This is a genomic window from Herpetosiphon sp., assembly GCF_003512625.1.
In the GTDB taxonomy this organism is placed as follows: domain Bacteria; phylum Chloroflexota; class Chloroflexia; order Chloroflexales; family Herpetosiphonaceae; genus Herpetosiphon; species Herpetosiphon aurantiacus.
The window spans coordinates 77,681-94,609 of record NZ_DOPT01000098.1 but is presented as its reverse complement, the minus strand read 5'-3'; the positions used below and the strand labels follow the sequence as shown (position 1 = coordinate 94,609).

General features: G+C 48.4%; 17 protein-coding genes and 2 tRNA genes. 8 read left to right on the top strand and 11 right to left on the bottom strand.

All coding sequences use genetic code 11. The features are described from left to right. Nucleotides 1-443: 443 nt before the first annotated feature. Entirely contained in the window at nucleotides 444-2,009 is a 1,566-nt protein-coding gene (locus DEF47_RS22230; RefSeq protein WP_012188202.1) for a hypothetical protein, read from the bottom strand. A gap of 117 nt (nucleotides 2,010-2,126) precedes the next feature. Beyond that, nucleotides 2,127-3,113: a tyrosine-type recombinase/integrase gene (locus tag DEF47_RS22225; RefSeq protein ID WP_012188201.1), complete on the bottom strand. Its 987-nt coding sequence runs from the start codon at nucleotides 3,111-3,113 to the stop codon at nucleotides 2,127-2,129. Nucleotides 3,114-3,589: 476 nt separating this feature from the next. On the opposite strand from DEF47_RS22225, the gene DEF47_RS22220 reads away from it, so the two are divergent. After that, complete coding sequence (locus DEF47_RS22220) at nucleotides 3,590-4,534, top strand: class I SAM-dependent methyltransferase (protein WP_012188200.1); 945 nt, start codon at nucleotides 3,590-3,592, stop codon at nucleotides 4,532-4,534. 265 nt (nucleotides 4,535-4,799) lie between these two features. Here the strand turns inward: DEF47_RS22220 and DEF47_RS22215 are convergent, their stop codons facing one another. The 3 genes from DEF47_RS22215 to DEF47_RS22205 all read right to left on the bottom strand — a co-directional run bounded on the left by DEF47_RS22215 (nucleotide 4,800) and on the right by DEF47_RS22205 (nucleotide 6,087). Then, complete coding sequence (locus tag DEF47_RS22215) at nucleotides 4,800-5,159, bottom strand: hypothetical protein (protein ID WP_012188199.1); 360 nt, start codon at nucleotides 5,157-5,159, stop codon at nucleotides 4,800-4,802. Nucleotides 5,160-5,180: 21 nt separating this feature from the next. Continuing rightward, entirely contained in the window at nucleotides 5,181-5,498 is a 318-nt protein-coding gene (locus tag DEF47_RS22210) for a hypothetical protein (RefSeq protein ID WP_012188198.1), read from the bottom strand. A gap of 91 nt (nucleotides 5,499-5,589) precedes the next feature. Further along, nucleotides 5,590-6,087, bottom strand: a complete 498-nt coding sequence (locus DEF47_RS22205; protein WP_012188197.1) for a hypothetical protein — start codon at nucleotides 6,085-6,087, stop codon at nucleotides 5,590-5,592. Nucleotides 6,088-6,239: 152 nt separating this feature from the next. Here DEF47_RS22205 and DEF47_RS22200 point away from each other — a divergent pair, with 152 nt between their 5' ends. The 3 genes from DEF47_RS22200 to DEF47_RS25225 all read left to right on the top strand — a co-directional run bounded on the left by DEF47_RS22200 (nucleotide 6,240) and on the right by DEF47_RS25225 (nucleotide 8,166). Further along, entirely contained in the window at nucleotides 6,240-6,467 is a 228-nt protein-coding gene (locus DEF47_RS22200; RefSeq protein ID WP_041303974.1) for a helix-turn-helix domain-containing protein, read from the top strand. A gap of 364 nt (nucleotides 6,468-6,831) precedes the next feature. Then, the gene (locus DEF47_RS22195) at nucleotides 6,832-7,605 is read left to right on the top strand and encodes a hypothetical protein (RefSeq protein ID WP_041303972.1); all 774 of its coding nucleotides are present in this window, start codon (nucleotides 6,832-6,834) and stop codon (nucleotides 7,603-7,605) included. A 309-nt stretch (nucleotides 7,606-7,914) separates the two neighbouring features. After that, complete coding sequence (locus tag DEF47_RS25225; RefSeq protein WP_041303970.1) at nucleotides 7,915-8,166, top strand: helix-turn-helix domain-containing protein; 252 nt, start codon at nucleotides 7,915-7,917, stop codon at nucleotides 8,164-8,166. 332 nt (nucleotides 8,167-8,498) lie between these two features. Here the strand turns inward: DEF47_RS25225 and DEF47_RS22190 are convergent. Both DEF47_RS22190 and DEF47_RS22185 read right to left on the bottom strand, forming a co-directional pair. Beyond that, nucleotides 8,499-8,574: transfer RNA gene (locus tag DEF47_RS22190), tRNA-Asn, on the bottom strand. Nucleotides 8,575-8,594: 20 nt separating this feature from the next. Continuing rightward, nucleotides 8,595-8,670: transfer RNA gene (locus DEF47_RS22185), tRNA-Asn, on the bottom strand. Nucleotides 8,671-8,818: 148 nt separating this feature from the next. Here DEF47_RS22185 and zigA point away from each other — a divergent pair. Beyond that, on the top strand, nucleotides 8,819-10,027 hold the full coding sequence (gene zigA, locus DEF47_RS22180) for a zinc metallochaperone GTPase ZigA (protein ID WP_012188195.1): 1,209 nt from the start codon (nucleotides 8,819-8,821) through the stop codon (nucleotides 10,025-10,027). Nucleotides 10,028-10,173: 146 nt separating this feature from the next. Here the strand turns inward: zigA and DEF47_RS22175 are convergent, their stop codons facing one another. Then, on the bottom strand, nucleotides 10,174-10,866 hold the full coding sequence (locus DEF47_RS22175; protein WP_012188194.1) for a hypothetical protein: 693 nt from the start codon (nucleotides 10,864-10,866) through the stop codon (nucleotides 10,174-10,176). Nucleotides 10,867-10,945: 79 nt separating this feature from the next. Then, nucleotides 10,946-11,656 carry a YqjF family protein gene (locus DEF47_RS22170; protein WP_012188193.1) on the bottom strand — a complete coding sequence of 237 codons (711 nt, stop codon included), beginning with the start codon at nucleotides 11,654-11,656 and terminating at the stop codon, nucleotides 10,946-10,948. Nucleotides 11,657-11,804: 148 nt separating this feature from the next. Between DEF47_RS22170 and DEF47_RS22165 the strand changes: the two genes are divergently transcribed. The 3 genes from DEF47_RS22165 to DEF47_RS22155 all read left to right on the top strand — a co-directional run bounded on the left by DEF47_RS22165 (nucleotide 11,805) and on the right by DEF47_RS22155 (nucleotide 14,235). After that, nucleotides 11,805-12,974 (top strand): glycosyltransferase family 4 protein, encoded by a 1,170-nt coding sequence (locus tag DEF47_RS22165; RefSeq protein WP_012188192.1) that lies wholly within the window; start codon nucleotides 11,805-11,807, stop codon nucleotides 12,972-12,974. Between the two features lie 14 nt (nucleotides 12,975-12,988). Continuing rightward, entirely contained in the window at nucleotides 12,989-13,327 is a 339-nt protein-coding gene (locus tag DEF47_RS22160) for a VOC family protein (RefSeq protein ID WP_012188191.1), read from the top strand. 191 nt (nucleotides 13,328-13,518) lie between these two features. Next, nucleotides 13,519-14,235: a carbonic anhydrase gene (locus tag DEF47_RS22155; protein ID WP_012188190.1), complete on the top strand. Its 717-nt coding sequence runs from the start codon at nucleotides 13,519-13,521 to the stop codon at nucleotides 14,233-14,235. Nucleotides 14,236-14,327: 92 nt separating this feature from the next. Here DEF47_RS22155 and DEF47_RS22150 read toward each other — a convergent pair whose 3' ends face one another. Together DEF47_RS22150 and tgt are read right to left on the bottom strand one after the other, a co-directional pair. After that, nucleotides 14,328-15,752 (bottom strand): hypothetical protein, encoded by a 1,425-nt coding sequence (locus tag DEF47_RS22150; RefSeq protein ID WP_012188189.1) that lies wholly within the window; start codon nucleotides 15,750-15,752, stop codon nucleotides 14,328-14,330. After that, nucleotides 15,749-16,927: a tRNA guanosine(34) transglycosylase Tgt gene (tgt, locus tag DEF47_RS22145; protein ID WP_012188188.1), complete on the bottom strand. Its 1,179-nt coding sequence runs from the start codon at nucleotides 16,925-16,927 to the stop codon at nucleotides 15,749-15,751. The genes DEF47_RS22150 and tgt overlap by 4 nt, the downstream gene beginning before the upstream one ends. Nucleotides 16,928-16,929: the final 2 nt, after the last annotated feature.

Sequence of the window (16,929 nt, the reverse complement as noted above, 5' to 3'; positions counted from 1 at the left end):
CTATGATCAAAAAGAACCAGAAGCATCACTTCTGGTTCTTTTTGATCATAGCTATTGATGAATGAGATGCAAATCAGGAACCTCATCCCAAGTTCGACCATCAAGCATACGGCCAGCGAGTTTCTTCGAGCTACGGGCCATTACTTGTTCGTTCTGAGGATTAGGACTCCAGTTGCCCAACTGTTAGATTGGCTCTTATCATAGAATGATGAACAAGCTAGATACAAGTAGAAAAATATACACCAATAAAACGATTTCTCAACAAGCAAATAACGCCCCATGGCAATCCAGTAAAGTGTTGTTTGCGTTGCGATCGCTCTATCTAACTTCAAGGAGATATGACAAATCCTGTTGCGAAACAAACGGCACATGCAAAAATAACTAATGACCCCATACCTAAAAAAGTATGGGGTCATTAGTTATGTGATAACGATAGTATTTAGCTAGGGAATCCAAACCAGATACATCGTTGAAGCTTGGATTCGTCCACCATACACATCACGGAATTCTATAGTAATGGTTTGTCCAATATGTGATTCAATAATGGCATTCGGAACCTCAACTAAAGTAGGATTAGGAGTTCCCGTACCACCATACTCAAATTCAAAAATCGTTTGGTTTCCTGCTTTGAGAACCACTTTATCATCCACAATGCTTGGTGCTGTACCTTGTGCATTCCCCGCAAGAACATATCTCCCACCGCTAGGAATGGGCTGAGGAATTGAAATCGACGTCGTAAAGAAGACTTGGCCAAGGGTGGTGACTGCTTGATCAGGAATAGCTGTTGCATTGATCGGAACAACCATCGATGTTGGTGTTTGCATCAGCATCGGTGCATACTGAGCAAAAAGATTAACCCCATCTTCACTACAGGCAATATCTTTACAGTGGATAACGCGTAATTGTGCTCGAGAGAGATCATGATAGGCGATCAACACCAAGCCATCATTTCCGAGCGCCATATCTTGCGTCCCTATCCACGTTGTTTTATCTAAAATATGGGTCGTTATATCGTTACAGGCAAGGTCAAGACAACGGGAAATATAAAGATCCCTGCGTTGATTACGATCAACAGAGTAACTCACGAGCGGTAATCCATCACTATTGATAATAACTGATGGATGGGTACCCAGCCAAAAATCATCATGATACACATTTGTATAGGTGGTACAAAGAATATTTTCACAGTGAATGATACCTAATTGATCAAATTGAATAGTTTTATAGGTAATGATTGGAAATCCATCACTACCTATGGTCATATCACTATCGGTGTTTGCTTGATAGGTAGCTATAGGAAGCGCTGAAGTCGTTGTTTGTTGGCAAGCGACATCGGAACAGTGAATAAGCATGTGTTGAAGCAGATCATTATCATAGTATAAAATAAGTGGAAATCCATCACTACCGATAGCAGCAACTAAAGGAGAAGATGTTTTTAAGGTATCGGTGAGTTTTGTTGTAGTGATAGCTTGACATTGTGGATCATCACAATGTGATACCTTGATCTGATAATTGTCAGGACTAGAACCAGTCGTACTAAAAATGATTGGGTTACTATCACTTCCTATAAGAAGCTGGCTATTTCCACCACTGTGAATAGGTTTAGTCTGAATACTCGTACAACTAATATTTTGGCAAAAGGCTAAGAATATTTGCCCGCCCACGTTATAGATAATTTTCCCTAAACCATCCCTTCCAATGGTAAGTTCAATACTCCCGAACTCGGTAGTCGTTGTAACAAGAGGAGTAATAGTTGCGGTGCGGCAAGCGACATCATTACAATGGGCAACCTTGAGTACTTTAGCTGTTTCATCCCAATACGCAATTAAGCCTAATCCATCTGACCCTATGGCAAGTGATTGCCAGTTATCAAGAACCCCGCTAGCATCAATAACGGCATGGGAAAGTGCTTGGGATGTTGCTTGGCTAGAAGACGCAGGAGCGGTGCTGCATAAACTGAAAAGCAGGATCAATGCGAAGAGCATACGGACACGATGGTACGATACCATAGTTACCTCCCTCAAAAGTGTGTGATAAACGTGAGATAGCATCTCTCAGTGATGATAGATCTCTAGTGTAATGACTCTTGAATATTCGTCAAGTGATACGCCATGATCGAAGCAATGTTACAACTCCTGTTGCGAAATAAACGGCACATGCAGAGCATCAGCTGCTGCTTGTTTGGCCCGTTCACCCCGACGATCGTAGCGGCTGGTGGTGTTGGCATTGCTATGGCCAGCCAGCCGAGCCACGGTCAAGACATCGGTTCCCGCATCCAGTTGATCACTGATAAAGGTTCGTCGAATATCGTGCGGGCTGAAATGCCGTACATTGGCCTCTTTGCCACGCCGCTGACATAAAATATAAATCGCCTGATCACTGAGACGCTCGTACATTTGGCCTGCCACACCGCCAGCTTGTAACCGCCAAAACAGTGGCCCAGCTTCGTCGCCACGCACCGCCAACCACTCGTCGAGCGCCTCACGAGCGCCACCACGCACATACGCCGTCCGCACTTTATTGCCCTTCCCGCGAATCGTCAGCATCGCCGTTTCAGGATTGAAGTCTGACAGATCGAGATTGACGATCTCGGCCCGACGCAAACCACCACCAGCATAGGCCAATGCTAGAATCGCTGCATCACGCCGCCCAATGGGTGATGAATCAGCGGCACACGCGGCAAATAAGGCGCGGAGTTCGGCAGCGGTGAGCGATCGGCCCGCTGCGGCATCAGGTGCGTTCCCTTTGACCGTTTTGAGATCAACCGCTCGTGTGTAATCTTCCCCAGTCATTAAGCCCATGCGCCACGCCATCTTCAGCACCCCGCGCAAGGCCGAGAGTATCAGGTTGGCAGTGGCTGCTGATTTACTGCTGGCGAGCTTGGCCCACAAGGCTTGGGTATGTTCAACCCGCAGCTGCGACCACGGAACTGCATGCGCATCGGCAAAGCCCATCATTGTTGCCAAACGATGCAGCTGCTTCTCCATCGTGCGTTGACTATTGGTACTTTGCAGACTGGCGATATAGGCAATGAAGGGATTAGTCGTTGATTGGATTGCGGTTGGGGTAGTTGCGGCAAGGGTGGTTAATGCGAGTGAAAAATCATCGTGCATGCTCGACTCTCCAGCGGTTTGTATAATGTGCATTATCATAACCGTTTCGCGCTAAAAAAACATCCGCCAACAGCCTGATTTGAACTGCTGGCTGGTCATCCATCATCGATCAATCAATCGCGATAACCATACTATCAGTTTCGCGATCAGCGTAGAGAACTTAAAAGTAACTTCATCCAAACACTATTCCTTCCATACGGTTGGGCTTGAACGCGCGGACTACCGAACTATGGCAGCGACCATCGGTGCTGAGGACACTCGCTATTTCACCAGGCATATGCACACGCGTTGACAGGAAATCACCCACACTCCATACTGGTGGTCGCATCCATATCTCGTTGAGGGTATCGATGGGCAACTATCCCCCCAACATCAACGCCCGCGATGCCACCGACACCGCATTTTTCCGAGTTGACGGCGGCTGATCAGTGGCTTGGGCAGCAAACAGTGTATCGTGTGTTTTGGAGGACGCAATAGTGAGTCTTGAGCAGCTTTGGGAAGCATACCGCGAGCATGGCTACCGCGCCGATCAGCCAGTTGGCACTGATCCGCTCGATCTGTTCTACGCCGCGCTGCTGGCGTTTGGCCATCAGGACGTAGCCCGTGCCGCCGATTTCGCCAGCCGGGCGGCAGCGGGTGCGCCAGACGAGCGGGTATTTACCGAGGCGGCAGCCTATCTGGGTCGGGTGGCCAGCCAAGGCAAGCACAATGTTTACGTCAGCGGCGAAGCTTTCGCGGCCTTCATCGGCGGCGGCGGCAACATCCCGCTCTATGCAGCGACGAGCGCGGCCCTGCACGCGGCCTATGGCGAGTACGAGCGGCTGGATGTGCTGGATATCGGTGCTGGCAACGGCCACGCCCTGATCCCAGCCCTGACCCCAAACATCGACCGCTTGGGAGTAGTCGAGCCGTCAGCGGCGCTGCTGGCTGAACTACGCGAGCGCTTAGGGGCCAGCGGACGGCCCATCGAGGCCTTCGCCGTCACCGCGCAGGAGTTTGCGCGTCAGGAGAGTAGCAGCTGGACGATCATCCAAGCCACCTACAGCTTGCACTCAATCCCGCCAGAGGAGCGACCGGAGCTGCTGCGCCGGTTGCGGGACCTGGGCCAACGCCTGCTAATCGTCGAGTTCGACGTGCCGGAGTTTGCCAGTATGTACGACCCGGCGCGAGTCCGCGATATCCTAGGCCGCTACCAGCGTGGACTGGCCGAGTATGCCGACGACGGCGGACTGGTTGCCCAAGGCTTTCTGATGCCAGTCCTTATGGGATACTTCGACCAGACGGCGGCTCGCACAACCTATGAGCAGCCAATTGTGGAGTGGGCGGAGTTGGTACGTGCGGCTGGCTTCGCAGCGGTCGAAGTCCGCCCACTGTACGACTACTGGTGGGCAACCGCGTGTTTGGTGTCCGGCAGCGACTAGCGTGGAGCTGCGGCGCGGAATGCGTGCACAGCTGAGCTTGAATGCATGACTAGCCGTGCGCGTGCATATGCCTGATGGAACAACGACAGACCCTATCTGCCTCATTGAAGCGAATGCGATGGGCCATACTAGAACGTATGGCCCCTCGTTGGCGTTTCGGCGGTAACCCCTAGTACAGATGATCGCTGCCAGAGTTCAGGGACTGCGCATTGAGACCTAGCTGTACTGAAGTGATGGTTTTTGGATGAAGGTACATGGAGTTCCCTTATGGCTTCTCGGTATGATCACACCAGTTGCCATCCGCATCGGTATGGTTGCAGCTCCAAAATTTGTAGGGCTTGCCACCGCGTCGCGTGCCTTGGCGCAGTTGTAAGGGTGTTCCATGCGTTGGGCAGAGGCGTTGAGCGGGAACGCTGGGTGGTGCAACGGCGGCGACTGGTTGGGTTGGGTGAGCTGGGTGTGTCGTGGGTGGTTGTGCGCCGATCGCTTTCAGGCGATCAATCACCACCTTGAGTTGATCGGCGGTCGCACCTGCTACCGAGGTGGTGCAGGGAAAGCCATCAAGCGTGAAGTGAATCTGGTGCTCCACTTTGATGCTCGATGGTGATGGTGTCGTATCAGCCATAACGATAATCCTCTATATCTATTAATAGGATGAAGCAGCCCAACGGGTCAAGGATTCCAGCACCGCCGGAATATCGGTACGATGTACCACCAAACGCGAGCCGTTGCGAACCAATACGACCCCCCACGCCGTTGGCAAGATACGCAGCATGGCAACAGGTTGCTGATCGCTCCATGCCGCTTCGGTCGCAGCAATGGCATCCAGTTCTTGCTCGGCCAATATGTAGGCGGTGTTGTCGTCGAGGCCTTCTTCTTCCTGAATAATGGTCGCCAGTTGCACGATCGCGCTGGCACGCGCCAAGCGCTGGCAGCGGTCGTGATTGACATGGGTTGGTGTCATCAGGTATCATCCTTTCGTGGCCGAGGCAAGGCTTCGAATCTGTACCTCGGTCATGTGAGGCCCTTTGCTGCTTTTGCGAGCAGTGAAGGGTTTAATAGTTAATCCGGCGGCTGGTCGTTGGACGCTGCTGAACAACAGGTACAGGTGGTAGCGAAGGGCTGGAGAGGGAGCGGAATTGACTGCGAACCGCCTGTTCATGGGCCTCGATCCGTTCGGCATCAGCGTAGCGACCTGCGCGAATCGCCCGTTGCCAGTTGCGGCTCAAAATGACCATGGTGCGAGCCAGCGCATCAATAGGGGTGTTGGCATAGGTCGTGGCAGTAACCGCAGGCATAGGAATCAAATCGACGACTTCGAACAACGGAACCTCAGCGCTCGCTTCGGCAACTGGTTCAACCACGCCAATGGCCATTGCTTCTTCAGCGTCCTCAACCGCTCGGTTATCTAACTCAATCAATTCCAACACTAAACGATTACAGGCCATTCGTGCATCCAGATCGGTGGGGAATGAGCCAATGTACTCGCCATTCACGGACGCATCGAAATCCCGATTCTTGAAGTTGTAGGTGACCGCTTTTGTGTGTGCCATGGTTCTAACTCCTTGATTATTTATATAATATTATAAATCTAGCTTTATAAGATGTCAATAACCTATAAAGCTAGATTTATTGATTATGTATAAATATGGTATATTTCACACAGTCAAGATAACTAATAAACACACAAGTTCAGGAGATAGCTATGATTTATTTGCGTATTGGAGAGATCGTTGATGCACGAGGGTGGAATATACAACGATTTGCTGATGAAACCCATCTATCTTATCCAACAGCATATGGTTTATATAAAGGTAGAATAAACAGAATAGACTTAAAAACCCTTGATAGTATTTGCGAAGCATTAGGCATCGAGCCTGGTGAGGTTTTCGTGCGCGAACCCAGAACGAAGAATGCAATAGAGGAAGGATAGAGTACTGAAAGATTGTATCGCAATAGCGCTAGTAGTCACACAGGTTTGCGATAGGAGTGACTTTTCTTGCGATGTTCCGAATAGGCTTATTATCCAATCTAACTTTAGGCTCTGGGTTCTGTCTGATAATTCAAGCTCACATCATATACTGTCATAAAAGCTGCATTAATATGTTGATAGAGATAGTATTCTTGGTGATTTTTTATGTTTATCGCGATGTTTTGGTCTTTTCTAGAAGGCTTCAGGAATTATTAGACAGAATCTAGTAAAGTTTTGGATGAAAGTAAATAATTTACTATCATCTGTTGCAGGTATATCCTATAAATCAATATCTGGATATACATTTGAGAAATATGGAGCTATAATGACAACTTCACCTGAAGTACAAGCTGCTTTAATTGCTGGGATTGTAGCTGTTTTTGGTACCATTATAACAATGATAATAGCAAAAAGAACGTTTAAGTCAGATAAAGAAAAGATAATGATTGAACAACAAAAACTTGATAATGATCGTAAAAGAATGGATGCAGAAATAGCAAAGCTCAATATAGAAACGGAAAAAACTATAATCGATGCCTATGATATTAGAAATTTACAATCTGCTGAGGTTTCTAAGCTAATAGCAGAAACAAAAAAAACTTTATATGAGATGAATCACATTAAAAATACTCAAATTATTAATGATGCAGAAAAAATAAGAAATTTATTAATTCTATTTGACAGAAAAGCTTTTAATAAACTTGTCTCATCTGAAGATCCTTTGTTATTATTGCGAGCTATTATAGAAACTCGTATCAATATGCAAAAAATGGGTGCTTCTTTTATATACGATATAGAAGTATCGAATGCTTTTAATAACATAAAGAATATTTTGATTCATTTAGAAGATTGGGTTTCTCAAAATATTCCAAAACTTAATGAGCTCGCAGAAGATATAGAAATTCGCAAATACCATGGTGTATCCCCCGATACATTTAAAGGAATCAACCCATATGAATTTGTAGATAAAGTTATCTCTGCACGCTCTGATATAAATAGAAATCTTCATATAGTAGAAAAAAATTTTAGAGAGATAGAGCAGCAAACTAGAAATCAACCTGATGAACCTGTGAAACCCCTTGATGACCTTCCAAGCTAATTTTCAGTGTGTTAGGCTCTGTCCGATAATTTCGGAAGCCTTCAGATGAAGTATTAGAACACCATTATGGACATGAAAATCACCAAGAATACTGCCCAATCAGCCTATTAATGCGAGGTTCTTATGATGATATACGGTATGAGATTGAATTATCAGACAGAACCTATTACTTCAACAAGATTCTAGATTATTTTTGTGATAAAATCATATTATATAAAATAATATTTTAACCATATACTATCTACGTGAGATTTTTTGACAGATGTTATTATATACGTTAGAATCGTAATATCTCGATAGGGGGTCATTATGATTCGTAATAATCTGGATGAGATCATGTGGAGACGCAAAATCTCAGTGAAAGATCTGTCAGAACGGACAGGTCTAACATCAGCCAGGATTTCGAATATTAAGAACCATCCAACCACCAACATTACTACCGATACAGTAGCAAAGTTGTGCAAAGCGTTGGGCATCGCTATTCAGGATCTACTGATTTTCGACGATTCCGAGGAAAATTCAGAATCTAAAATAGAACTAGCTCATCTTGCAGGTTTTTAGGCTGCTGTAAGATGAGCTAGTTCTATTTGTGGTAAAAACTGTTGTTAGTGTTTGGCAACCCTCTTCAGTCTTACCACGATAAGCTAGTTACCCCTATAAGAGCAACGCACCTTACCAATTGAATAAATAAAGGGGACAAGATTCTTGGCATGCTGAGATCGTTGTATGAATGGTAGCCATTCATGCGACCGCTGCCAGTTATCCAGATCAGGAATACGGTAGTTACCCCTGATTGTATTGATACCAAGCGACTGTTTTGAAAGCAGTGCTTTATTTTTTGTGCTTAATTGACAAACGCCCATGTGATTACTCAGATGGACGCTTGTCGGTTGTGGCTCCCTGACTAGGACTCGAACCTAGGACATGCTGATTAACAGTCAACCGCTCTACCAACTGAGCTATCAGGGAATATCAATTGTAAAAAGAAGTGGCTCCCTGACTAGGACTCGAACCTAGGACCCATTGATTAACAGTCAATTGCTCTACCAACTGAGCTATCAGGGATTATATAGTTGTTTGTTTCAGACGATTTTGCCGTTCAACAGTGCTGAAGTATACTCCGCTTTGGCCGTTTTGTCAAACGCTGCTTGACGAATGCAAAAATCGATTATAATGATATATAGTATCAATAAATAGCAAGGATTAAAGCCAAATGTCGAAGTTGCCGCTTCCCGTAACTGTACTTTCTGGTTTTCTTGGTGCAGGGAAAACCACCTTATTAAATCATATTTTGGCCAACCGCGAGGGCTTGCGGGTCGCCGTCATCGTCAATGATATGAGCGAAGTTAATATCGATGCGCGGTTGGTTGGTCAAGGCGAACTTGCACTCAATCGGGTCGAAGAACAATTGATCGAGCTCAGCAATGGTTGTATTTGCTGTACCTTGCGTGAAGATTTGTTGCTTGAGGTTAGTAAGCTAGCTCGTGCTGGCCGATTCGATTATCTGCTGATCGAATCGACTGGTATTTCGGAGCCGTTGCCCGTCGCCGAAACCTTTACTTTCGAGGATGAATCGGGCCTCAGTTTGGGCGAAATTGCCAAGCTCGATACGATGGTAACCGTGGTTGATGCACTCAATTTCTTACACGATTTCAATGCTGCTCACGATTTACGCGATCGTGATTTGGCGATCGACGAGGCCGATGAGCGGACTTTGGTCGATTTATTGATCGATCAGATTGAGTTTTGCAATGTGTTAATCATTAATAAAACTGATTTGGTTAGTGCCGAACAATTAATCCATTTGCATGAATTGCTAAATAAACTCAATCCGCAAGCCAAGATTTTTCATGCACAACATGGTCAAGTGCCACTCAACGAAATTCTGAATACAGGCTTGTTTGATTTTGATCAAGCAAGCGCTGCACCTGGTTGGTTGGCCGAATTGCGCGGCGAACATACGCCCGAAACCGAGGAATATGGCATTCGCAGCTGGGTATATCGCGCTCGACGGCCATTTGTCGCTCAGCGTTTTTGGGATTTTGTCAATAATGATTGGCCTGGCGTAATTCGCGCCAAAGGCTTCTTTTGGGTAATTTCGCAGCCCGAGACGGCTGGCTTGCTTTCGCAGGCGGGCCAAAATTGCCGGGTCGAGCCAGCTGGACAATGGTGGGCTGATAGCGATCAGAGCGAATGGCCGGAAACTGCCGAGGAACGCACCGAAATTGAAGCCTTGTGGGATGAGCAGGTCGGCGACCGTCGGCAGGAACTCGTCTTTATCGGCCAAGATTTTGATCAACAATGGTTACAGCAAACGTTAGATGCCTGTTTGGTTAGCGATCACGAATGGCAGCAACCTGCCGCAACGTGGCAAATCGATGATCCGTTTGCTGATTGGAATGAGTACGAAGCGATAGCTTAGCAAGTATAGGAAGAACCATGCCCCTGACCACCACCCCTCGCCCACTACGGTGGACGAGGGGTGGTGGTCAGGGGCATTCCAAGGGTTGTTGATAATAGCCCTACGCGCTCTACGATCCCACTGGGTTGGAGCATAAGCGTACAGTTTTAACGGACAGGCAATGCACCTAACCATTCATCCTGCTCAAAAAACGAGCCAGGCCCAGCATTAATCAATGCGCTTGTAAAATCATGGCGCATATGCCGAATGACCTCTTCGCTGAAAAACTTGTGGCTTAGCGCCTTCTTACGGGCTGGAGATGGCTCGGCGGTTAAGAAATCGGTCATAACGATCGGCTCACAGGTTGGTTGGTTGTAGTGACAAACCTCATAGCCAACTTCAAGGCCAGTGTAAATCTTAACTCCTCGATAGGGGTACGGCAAAAATTGAAGCTGTTCTTCACCAATAGCATATTCAATTCGATAAAAATTAATGCGTTTGATGCCACCCTGTTCGATCGGTTGCCCTACCAAGGCTACATATTCTCGTCCAGCCTGCAAGGTATTGTGAAAGACAACTCCATAATAATCCTGTTGCCGCGTGAAGGTTCTGGTGGTTGTAACATTATTGATCGTCGTCGTATGGGTAACCACACCACCATAATCGGGAAATAAATACGCATCCATTCCCCACATAACAGCTTCAGCCGCCAAGCTACTGTCAATTTGCACGCGGGTTGTTCGGCGAAATACTTGGCTTTGCGGTTGATGTTGGAGCAGTGGATAAGCCGCCAATCCAACAATCGCAACAAATAAGCCCAATAGAATCCAAGTAATTCGCCAAGAAATAGTTGTTTGCATCGTTCTTCTCCAAACTCTGATTAATGATTACCCCCCATTACGCCACAACTCGGCCAGCGTTACCAGCAGCCTAGGATGTTTAGCCATTGGGCATGCGTTGATGCGGAAACACCTTGACGGCAGAGCCTTTGGCTAAGACGACTGAATAGGGCGTTTCCTGGGCCAACCAAGCCCATTGCGGGCCATAAATCGCGCCCCAATCAAATTGCAGTTGATAGCGCTCCACTGGATACACATCCCACTCCGGATGCTCAACCCGATAAATGATTGGCTGACCATTGCGTTTACGCCCAAAGCCCCACTCGTGCTCCTTGAAAAAATGTTCGGTGCTATCAGCGGCTGGGTGATATAGCTGTTTGCTAGCGGTCAGTTTGACCAAATTGGTTTGGCCTTGCCAGTAGAGATTGTGCTCAACCGTGATGTGGCTGGCACTCTGTTGGGTATGGCTCTGTAACGGCGCGGCCACATATGGCTCGTTATAAATGACGTTGGCCAAGGTAGCAACCAGCCATTGCGGCACAATCTCGCGCACAAAAACCACGCCACGTTGCTGACCACGACGGACATAAAAGCGCAAATTCATCTCGGCAAAGTTGCGAAAGCCCGGCCAAGCTAGGCCCAAAACCTTGGTTTGGAGAAAATCAAACACCACCAAACTAACAAACGCCGAACCATCACGCCGATCAAGCTCTAAGCCAGTTGGCAAATAGGGCTGCAATAATTGATCGGGCACAGCATACGAGAATAAGCCTAAATTGGCCCATTGCGCCGATAGAAATGCGATTTTCATCGTTGCTCCTTTGTAATTTCAAGAGCCTGGAGTTTGAGGGATTGTTGCGATGGTGCAATATTTAACGTCGTGAATCAATATTCGCTGCTGATTGTGATTCGTCTGCTATACTTGGGCCAGTGGTTCTCTAGCTTCGGTAGGTCAATTGATGCAACCTGCAAGCCTCAGTGTACTAACCCCCACTCCAGTGTATCCAGCCCATGCTGGTTCAAAAAACTATAGTTTGAATGCCGTACAGCAATTAAGTCATTATTATACTGTCGATAGTTATTGTTTAGCCACCCAACCTGAAGCCGTCGATTGGGGGCCATTGCCGCAATGGTGTCGTGATCTACGGGCGTTTACCCCAACCAAGCCAGCGCGAAAAGGCATCGATCCACCAGCGGTGCATTTGGAATTTTCGCAACCCATGTGCGATTATTTACAACAACGCTGGATGCGCAATCTGCCTGATTTGTTGCAACTTGAAGGCACAACCATGGCTCAGTATGCGCCATTTGCCCGCCGTTTGGGGCTAAAAGCAATTATCTGTACCATACATCAAGTTGGGTTTGTGGCACAATGGCGACGTTTACAACGTGAACACCATTGGAAACTACGTGCCCGCCGCTTAGCTGGTTTACTCAGCTTATGGCTATATGAGCAGCGAGCCTTGCGCCAGTGCGATTTGCTGGTTACCTTGAGCACAACCGATCAACAAACCTTGAATCGTTGGCAACCAAAACTCAACGTTGTCACTGTGCCAGCAGGGGTTGATTTAAGCCAATGGCCATTATGTCGCCAGTCCCAAGCACCACAGCAGGTGCTGTTTGTCGGTAACTATTTTCACCCGCCAAATGTTGAAGGAGCCTTGTGGTTAGCACGGGAGGTTTGGCCATTGGTGCAAGCTCAACTGCCTGAAGCACGCTTGATGCTAGCAGGGCGCAGCCCAACCCCTGAAATTCAACAACTTGCGAGTGCTACAATTCAAGTGCCTGGCACAATTGATGATTTACAGGCCGTGTATCGGCAAAGCCAGGTGGTGGCAGCGCCAATTTTTTGGGGCAGCGGCGTGCGCATCAAAATTTTAGAGGGCTTGGCGACAGGCTTGCCCTTAGTCACCACAACGTTGGCGGCTGAAGGCTTGCCGCTGAAACACGAAGAGCATGCGCTGTTTGCCGAAACGCCGCAAACCTTTGCCGCAGCGCTTGTGCGCATTTTGAACTCGCCACGTTTGGCCGAACAACTCGGCGAAGCAGGCCGGCAATTGATCGCCCAACAGTATGATTGGCAGGCAATTGGGCGACAATTAGCCCAGCACTATCAGAAGTTACGCTAACAAGGAGCTTGCACATGGAAATGGATCATGTAGCGGTTGTGGTCAATAATATTGCCGAATCGACTGCTTGGTATGTTGCGCAATGTGGGGCGCAGGTGTTATATGCTGATGATACATGGGCTTTTTTGCGGATTGGTCAAGGGAAATTAGCCTTGGTTATGGCCTATCAACACCCACCCCATGTGGCAGTTCGGGTCGATGAAACGCAATTAAACGCCCTCGCAATCCAGCATAACCAGCCGATCGATCGCCATCGTGATGGCACAAAGGGCTTTTATCTCCGCGATCCAAATGGGAATGTGCTCGAAGTCATTTGTTATCCACCAGCCGAAACGGTCTATAACAACGGTTGATTGGCAGAAATGGGGTTCGGTTTTTGGAGATCGGGGATCAAATGTCATGGTTCAGAGGCAGTCAGGGAGAATAGTAGAATAATCACATTCATCTGTGCTAATCTGTGGCTGAAACCTAAACGTTATGCGCTTCGTGTTCTTCGTGGTTTCAAAAATCAACTAGCCCCTGAACCCTACTTACAAGGAGCATTATGCCAGAGTTTGCTGATGAGAATATTGATCGCCGCCTGCTTGATGCAATTCGCGGGCGAGCTTCAATGGAAGATATCGCCAACCTGCGCGGGCCTGAGGTCGATACACCCGCCGCCGCGATCGAGGCCTTGAAACAGGGCAACGAACGCTTTTTTAGCGGCGAAACCCAACGCACGGTGGTCAGTGTCAATCAACGCCGTTCGCAAATTATCAGCCAAACGCCATTTGCAGTCATTCTGGGCTGCTCGGATAGCCGTGTGCCGCCGCAGATGATTTTTGACCGTAATTTGGGCGATTTGTTTGTGGTACGCGTTGCAGGCCAGATTGTCGATCCGGCGACCCAAGGCAGTATTGAATATGCGATCTCGCATCTTAAGTGCAAATTGATTGTAGTAATGGGCCATGAAGGTTGTGGTGCCGTCAAGGCAGCACTAGCTAGCGACGAGCAGATCGCCAAAGAATCGGCCAATATTCGCTACTTGATCGAACAAATTCGACCTGTTTGTGAGCGACTGCCAGCGATTCGCGATGAGAAAGCTCGCATGCGCGAGGCCGTAACCCAGCATGTTCGTGCCCAAGTCGCCCGTTTGCGCCAAAATTCGGTAGTTCAAGCCTTCGAGGCGGCTGGCACAATTGCCGTCATTGGGGCATATTATGAAATTGGCAGCGGCGCTGTCGATTTCTTTATTACGCCTGAAGAACTTGCGGTCGATTAGGGGCTGCGGTCTCTTACCCGCTTTTGCCATCATAACCATGGGAACGCCCCTCGCCCGCCGCCGTGGGAGAGGGGTTGGGGGTGAGGGAATACTTATTTAGCAATCAGCCGAATGTTGGTAATTTCGGAGATATAATCGTGGCCGTTGGCGTAAATTTCAAGGTGCGAGATGCGCCGCATATTGCCAAGATCGTCTTTGAGTTCGAGGGTTTGATCAGTCCATTGGCGATAGGGCAACTTGATCGAACGAATATATTCTTTGTTCGAGATGCTGCCTGGGCCAGCATCGTCGCGGGCGTAAAAGCAATAGGTGGTTGAGCCAAGTTGGTTGGCAGGGTTGTAGTAGAAAACTGCAATCGCCAAAGCACATTCTTCGCCAATATCGCCCGCCCGATTGAGCGATTGCTCATAAATTCGCCCAGTAAAGCTCAATTCAAGCTTGCTATACGAGGTTGTATCAAGGTCAATTGTTTGGGTGATGCCAGTGCGAAAGCTCTTGGTATGATCAATGCCTTCGCTAATGTCACGATGAAATTGAGCCACATTGATCAACGGGCGCAAGCAATTATTCGGCTGCTCAGTGCTACGTTGGGCACAGCCGCCCACCACATAAAAATAGCCATCTTCCTCGGCTTCAGGCGAATACAACGAGCCAAACACGCGCCAAGTGTCAGCCCGCACAATATCGGTGACCGAAACTGGCACAGTCGCATTATTGTTATATTCTTGGGCGGTAAACTCGGTAAAGTTGCTATCACGGGCCAATTGCCATTCGGCAGGCTGTGGTTGCGATAAGCGGCCTTGGGCAATTTCGAGCTTTTGTTGGTTGTCGATGCTACGGTTTTGGCTGCTATAGGCCAGCGTGATGCCACCTTGTTCAACCACATATTCGCTGATCGTGGTTTGTTTAAGCCGTTCACGTTCGCTAGCGCTGGTGGTTGGTGCCTTGGCATCAAGCAACCGCACGCGATAGGTGCCACCTGGTTTGAGCAACGCCTGTTCCACACTATAACCAGCCTGCTGCACGAACACACTAAAATGCACATCTTGATATTGTTGCGAGGCGACCGAGGCCAAGCGCAAGCGCACCAAGCCCGAGTCCAAGCGCAAGGCTACTTCTTGGTTGCGCGAGCTAAACCGCGTCGTCTGGACTTTTTCAAAAACCACGCTTGTACCAGCCCACAAATCGAGTTTGCTGCCATCGAATAAGGTGATCGTGGCGGCGATACCAGCTGGCGCTTTGCTGCTGACATTAATGCGATCGCCTTCATAAATAATTGTTTTGGGTGGCGTGGGTAGCTCAGGCTGGACTAAGCCAGCCCGAATAATTTCAATCCCACTGACATAGGTGTCGAGGATACCTGGCTCAGCTGGCTGAGTACGGGCAAACGCCTTGACCCGCCAGGCCAAATAGCAACTACTTGCGATCACAAAACAAAACGCCAGAAAGCTCAAAATGATCAAGCGCCAAGCGATGCGGGTATATTCTTCGGTTGAACGAACGGTCACGCCGCTCATGCCTTGTCCCCTTGGGTGCGTAATGAGTTTAATCGGGCTGCACGGCTGGCTTCGCGCACAGCATGCGGGATGGTTTGAAAGCGGCTGAGCCAATCGTCCATAAAGCTTTGATAGCGATCTTGCAGAATTGCCTCACGTGCTTGTTCCATCAGCCGAATTAAAAAACGCAGATTATGCAGCGTTGCCAAGCGTAGCCCAAGCACTTCCTCGGTACGGAACAAGTGGCGCAGATAGGCGCGGCTAAAACGTTGGCAGGTCGAGCAATCGCACGTTGCATCAATTGGCGCATCTTCGCGGGCATATTTGGCGTTGCCAATATTCAAGCGCCCTTCGGGAATGAATAAGGCTCCATTACGCCCCAAACGAGTTGGCAACACGCAATCAAACATATCGACCCCACGCGCCACGCCTTCGAGCAAATCTTCGGGTGAACCAACACCCATCAGGTAGCGCGGCTTGTTGCGCGGTAGCAAGGGCGTAGTTTCTTCGAGCATGCCATACATTTGCTCTTTGGGTTCGCCAACGCTCAGGCCACCAATACCGATGCCAGGCACATCTTGTTGGGCGATAAAGCTCGCGCTTTCGCGGCGCAAATCGGCCTCAACCCCACCCTGCACAATCCCAAATAGCGCTTGATCCGCACGGGTTTTGGCGGCAATACAGCGTAATAACCAACGATGAGTGCGCTCCATGGCAGCTTTGGTATAGGCATGGGTCGTGGGTTGGGGGGCACATTCATCAAAGGCCATAATAATATCAGCGCCCAATTTTTCTTGAATGCCAATCGCGCTTTCGGGGGTAAAGCGATGTTTCGAGCCATCGATATGCGATTTGAAGGTTACGCCATCTTCATCAATTTTGCTATGCGGCCCCAAGCTAAACACCTGAAAGCCTCCCGAATCGGTCAGAATTGGCTTAGGCCATTGCATAAAACGATGCAAGCCGCCCATTTCAGCCACCAAATCGGCGCTTGGGCGCAAATATAAATGATAGGTATTCGATAAGATAATTTGTGAGCCGATCGCCTCGACTTCCAAGGGATCAAGCGTTTTCACCGTGGCTTGGGTGCCAACCGGCATAAAGACAGGCGTTTGAATGGTGCCATGCGGCGTGCTGAATTGGCCTGCCCGCGCCTCACCATCGCTATGTTCAAGGGTGTAAGTAAAGTTGTTCATAA

What these genes read in the sequence shown, in the direction of transcription:
- DEF47_RS22160 (WP_012188191.1), top strand. Translation starts at nt 12,989, where the DNA reads ATGGAAATGGATCATGTAGCGGTTGTGGTCAATAATATTGCCGAATCG.
- tgt (WP_012188188.1), bottom strand. Translation starts at nt 16,927, where the DNA reads ATGAACAACTTTACTTACACCCTTGAACATAGCGATGGTGAGGCGCGG.
- DEF47_RS22155 (WP_012188190.1), top strand. Translation starts at nt 13,519, where the DNA reads ATGCCAGAGTTTGCTGATGAGAATATTGATCGCCGCCTGCTTGATGCA.
- DEF47_RS22165 (WP_012188192.1), top strand. Translation starts at nt 11,805, where the DNA reads ATGCAACCTGCAAGCCTCAGTGTACTAACCCCCACTCCAGTGTATCCA.
- DEF47_RS22230 (WP_012188202.1), bottom strand. Translation starts at nt 2,009, where the DNA reads ATGGTATCGTACCATCGTGTCCGTATGCTCTTCGCATTGATCCTGCTT.
- DEF47_RS22170 (WP_012188193.1), bottom strand. Translation starts at nt 11,656, where the DNA reads ATGAAAATCGCATTTCTATCGGCGCAATGGGCCAATTTAGGCTTATTC.
- DEF47_RS25225 (WP_041303970.1), top strand. Translation starts at nt 7,915, where the DNA reads ATGATTCGTAATAATCTGGATGAGATCATGTGGAGACGCAAAATCTCA.
- DEF47_RS22225 (WP_012188201.1), bottom strand. Translation starts at nt 3,113, where the DNA reads ATGCACGATGATTTTTCACTCGCATTAACCACCCTTGCCGCAACTACC.
- zigA (WP_012188195.1), top strand. Translation starts at nt 8,819, where the DNA reads ATGTCGAAGTTGCCGCTTCCCGTAACTGTACTTTCTGGTTTTCTTGGT.
- DEF47_RS22210 (WP_012188198.1), bottom strand. Translation starts at nt 5,498, where the DNA reads ATGACACCAACCCATGTCAATCACGACCGCTGCCAGCGCTTGGCGCGT.
- DEF47_RS22205 (WP_012188197.1), bottom strand. Translation starts at nt 6,087, where the DNA reads ATGGCACACACAAAAGCGGTCACCTACAACTTCAAGAATCGGGATTTC.
- DEF47_RS22215 (WP_012188199.1), bottom strand. Translation starts at nt 5,159, where the DNA reads ATGGCTGATACGACACCATCACCATCGAGCATCAAAGTGGAGCACCAG.
- DEF47_RS22175 (WP_012188194.1), bottom strand. Translation starts at nt 10,866, where the DNA reads ATGCAAACAACTATTTCTTGGCGAATTACTTGGATTCTATTGGGCTTA.
- DEF47_RS22200 (WP_041303974.1), top strand. Translation starts at nt 6,240, where the DNA reads ATGATTTATTTGCGTATTGGAGAGATCGTTGATGCACGAGGGTGGAAT.
- DEF47_RS22150 (WP_012188189.1), bottom strand. Translation starts at nt 15,752, where the DNA reads ATGAGCGGCGTGACCGTTCGTTCAACCGAAGAATATACCCGCATCGCT.
- DEF47_RS22195 (WP_041303972.1), top strand. Translation starts at nt 6,832, where the DNA reads ATGACAACTTCACCTGAAGTACAAGCTGCTTTAATTGCTGGGATTGTA.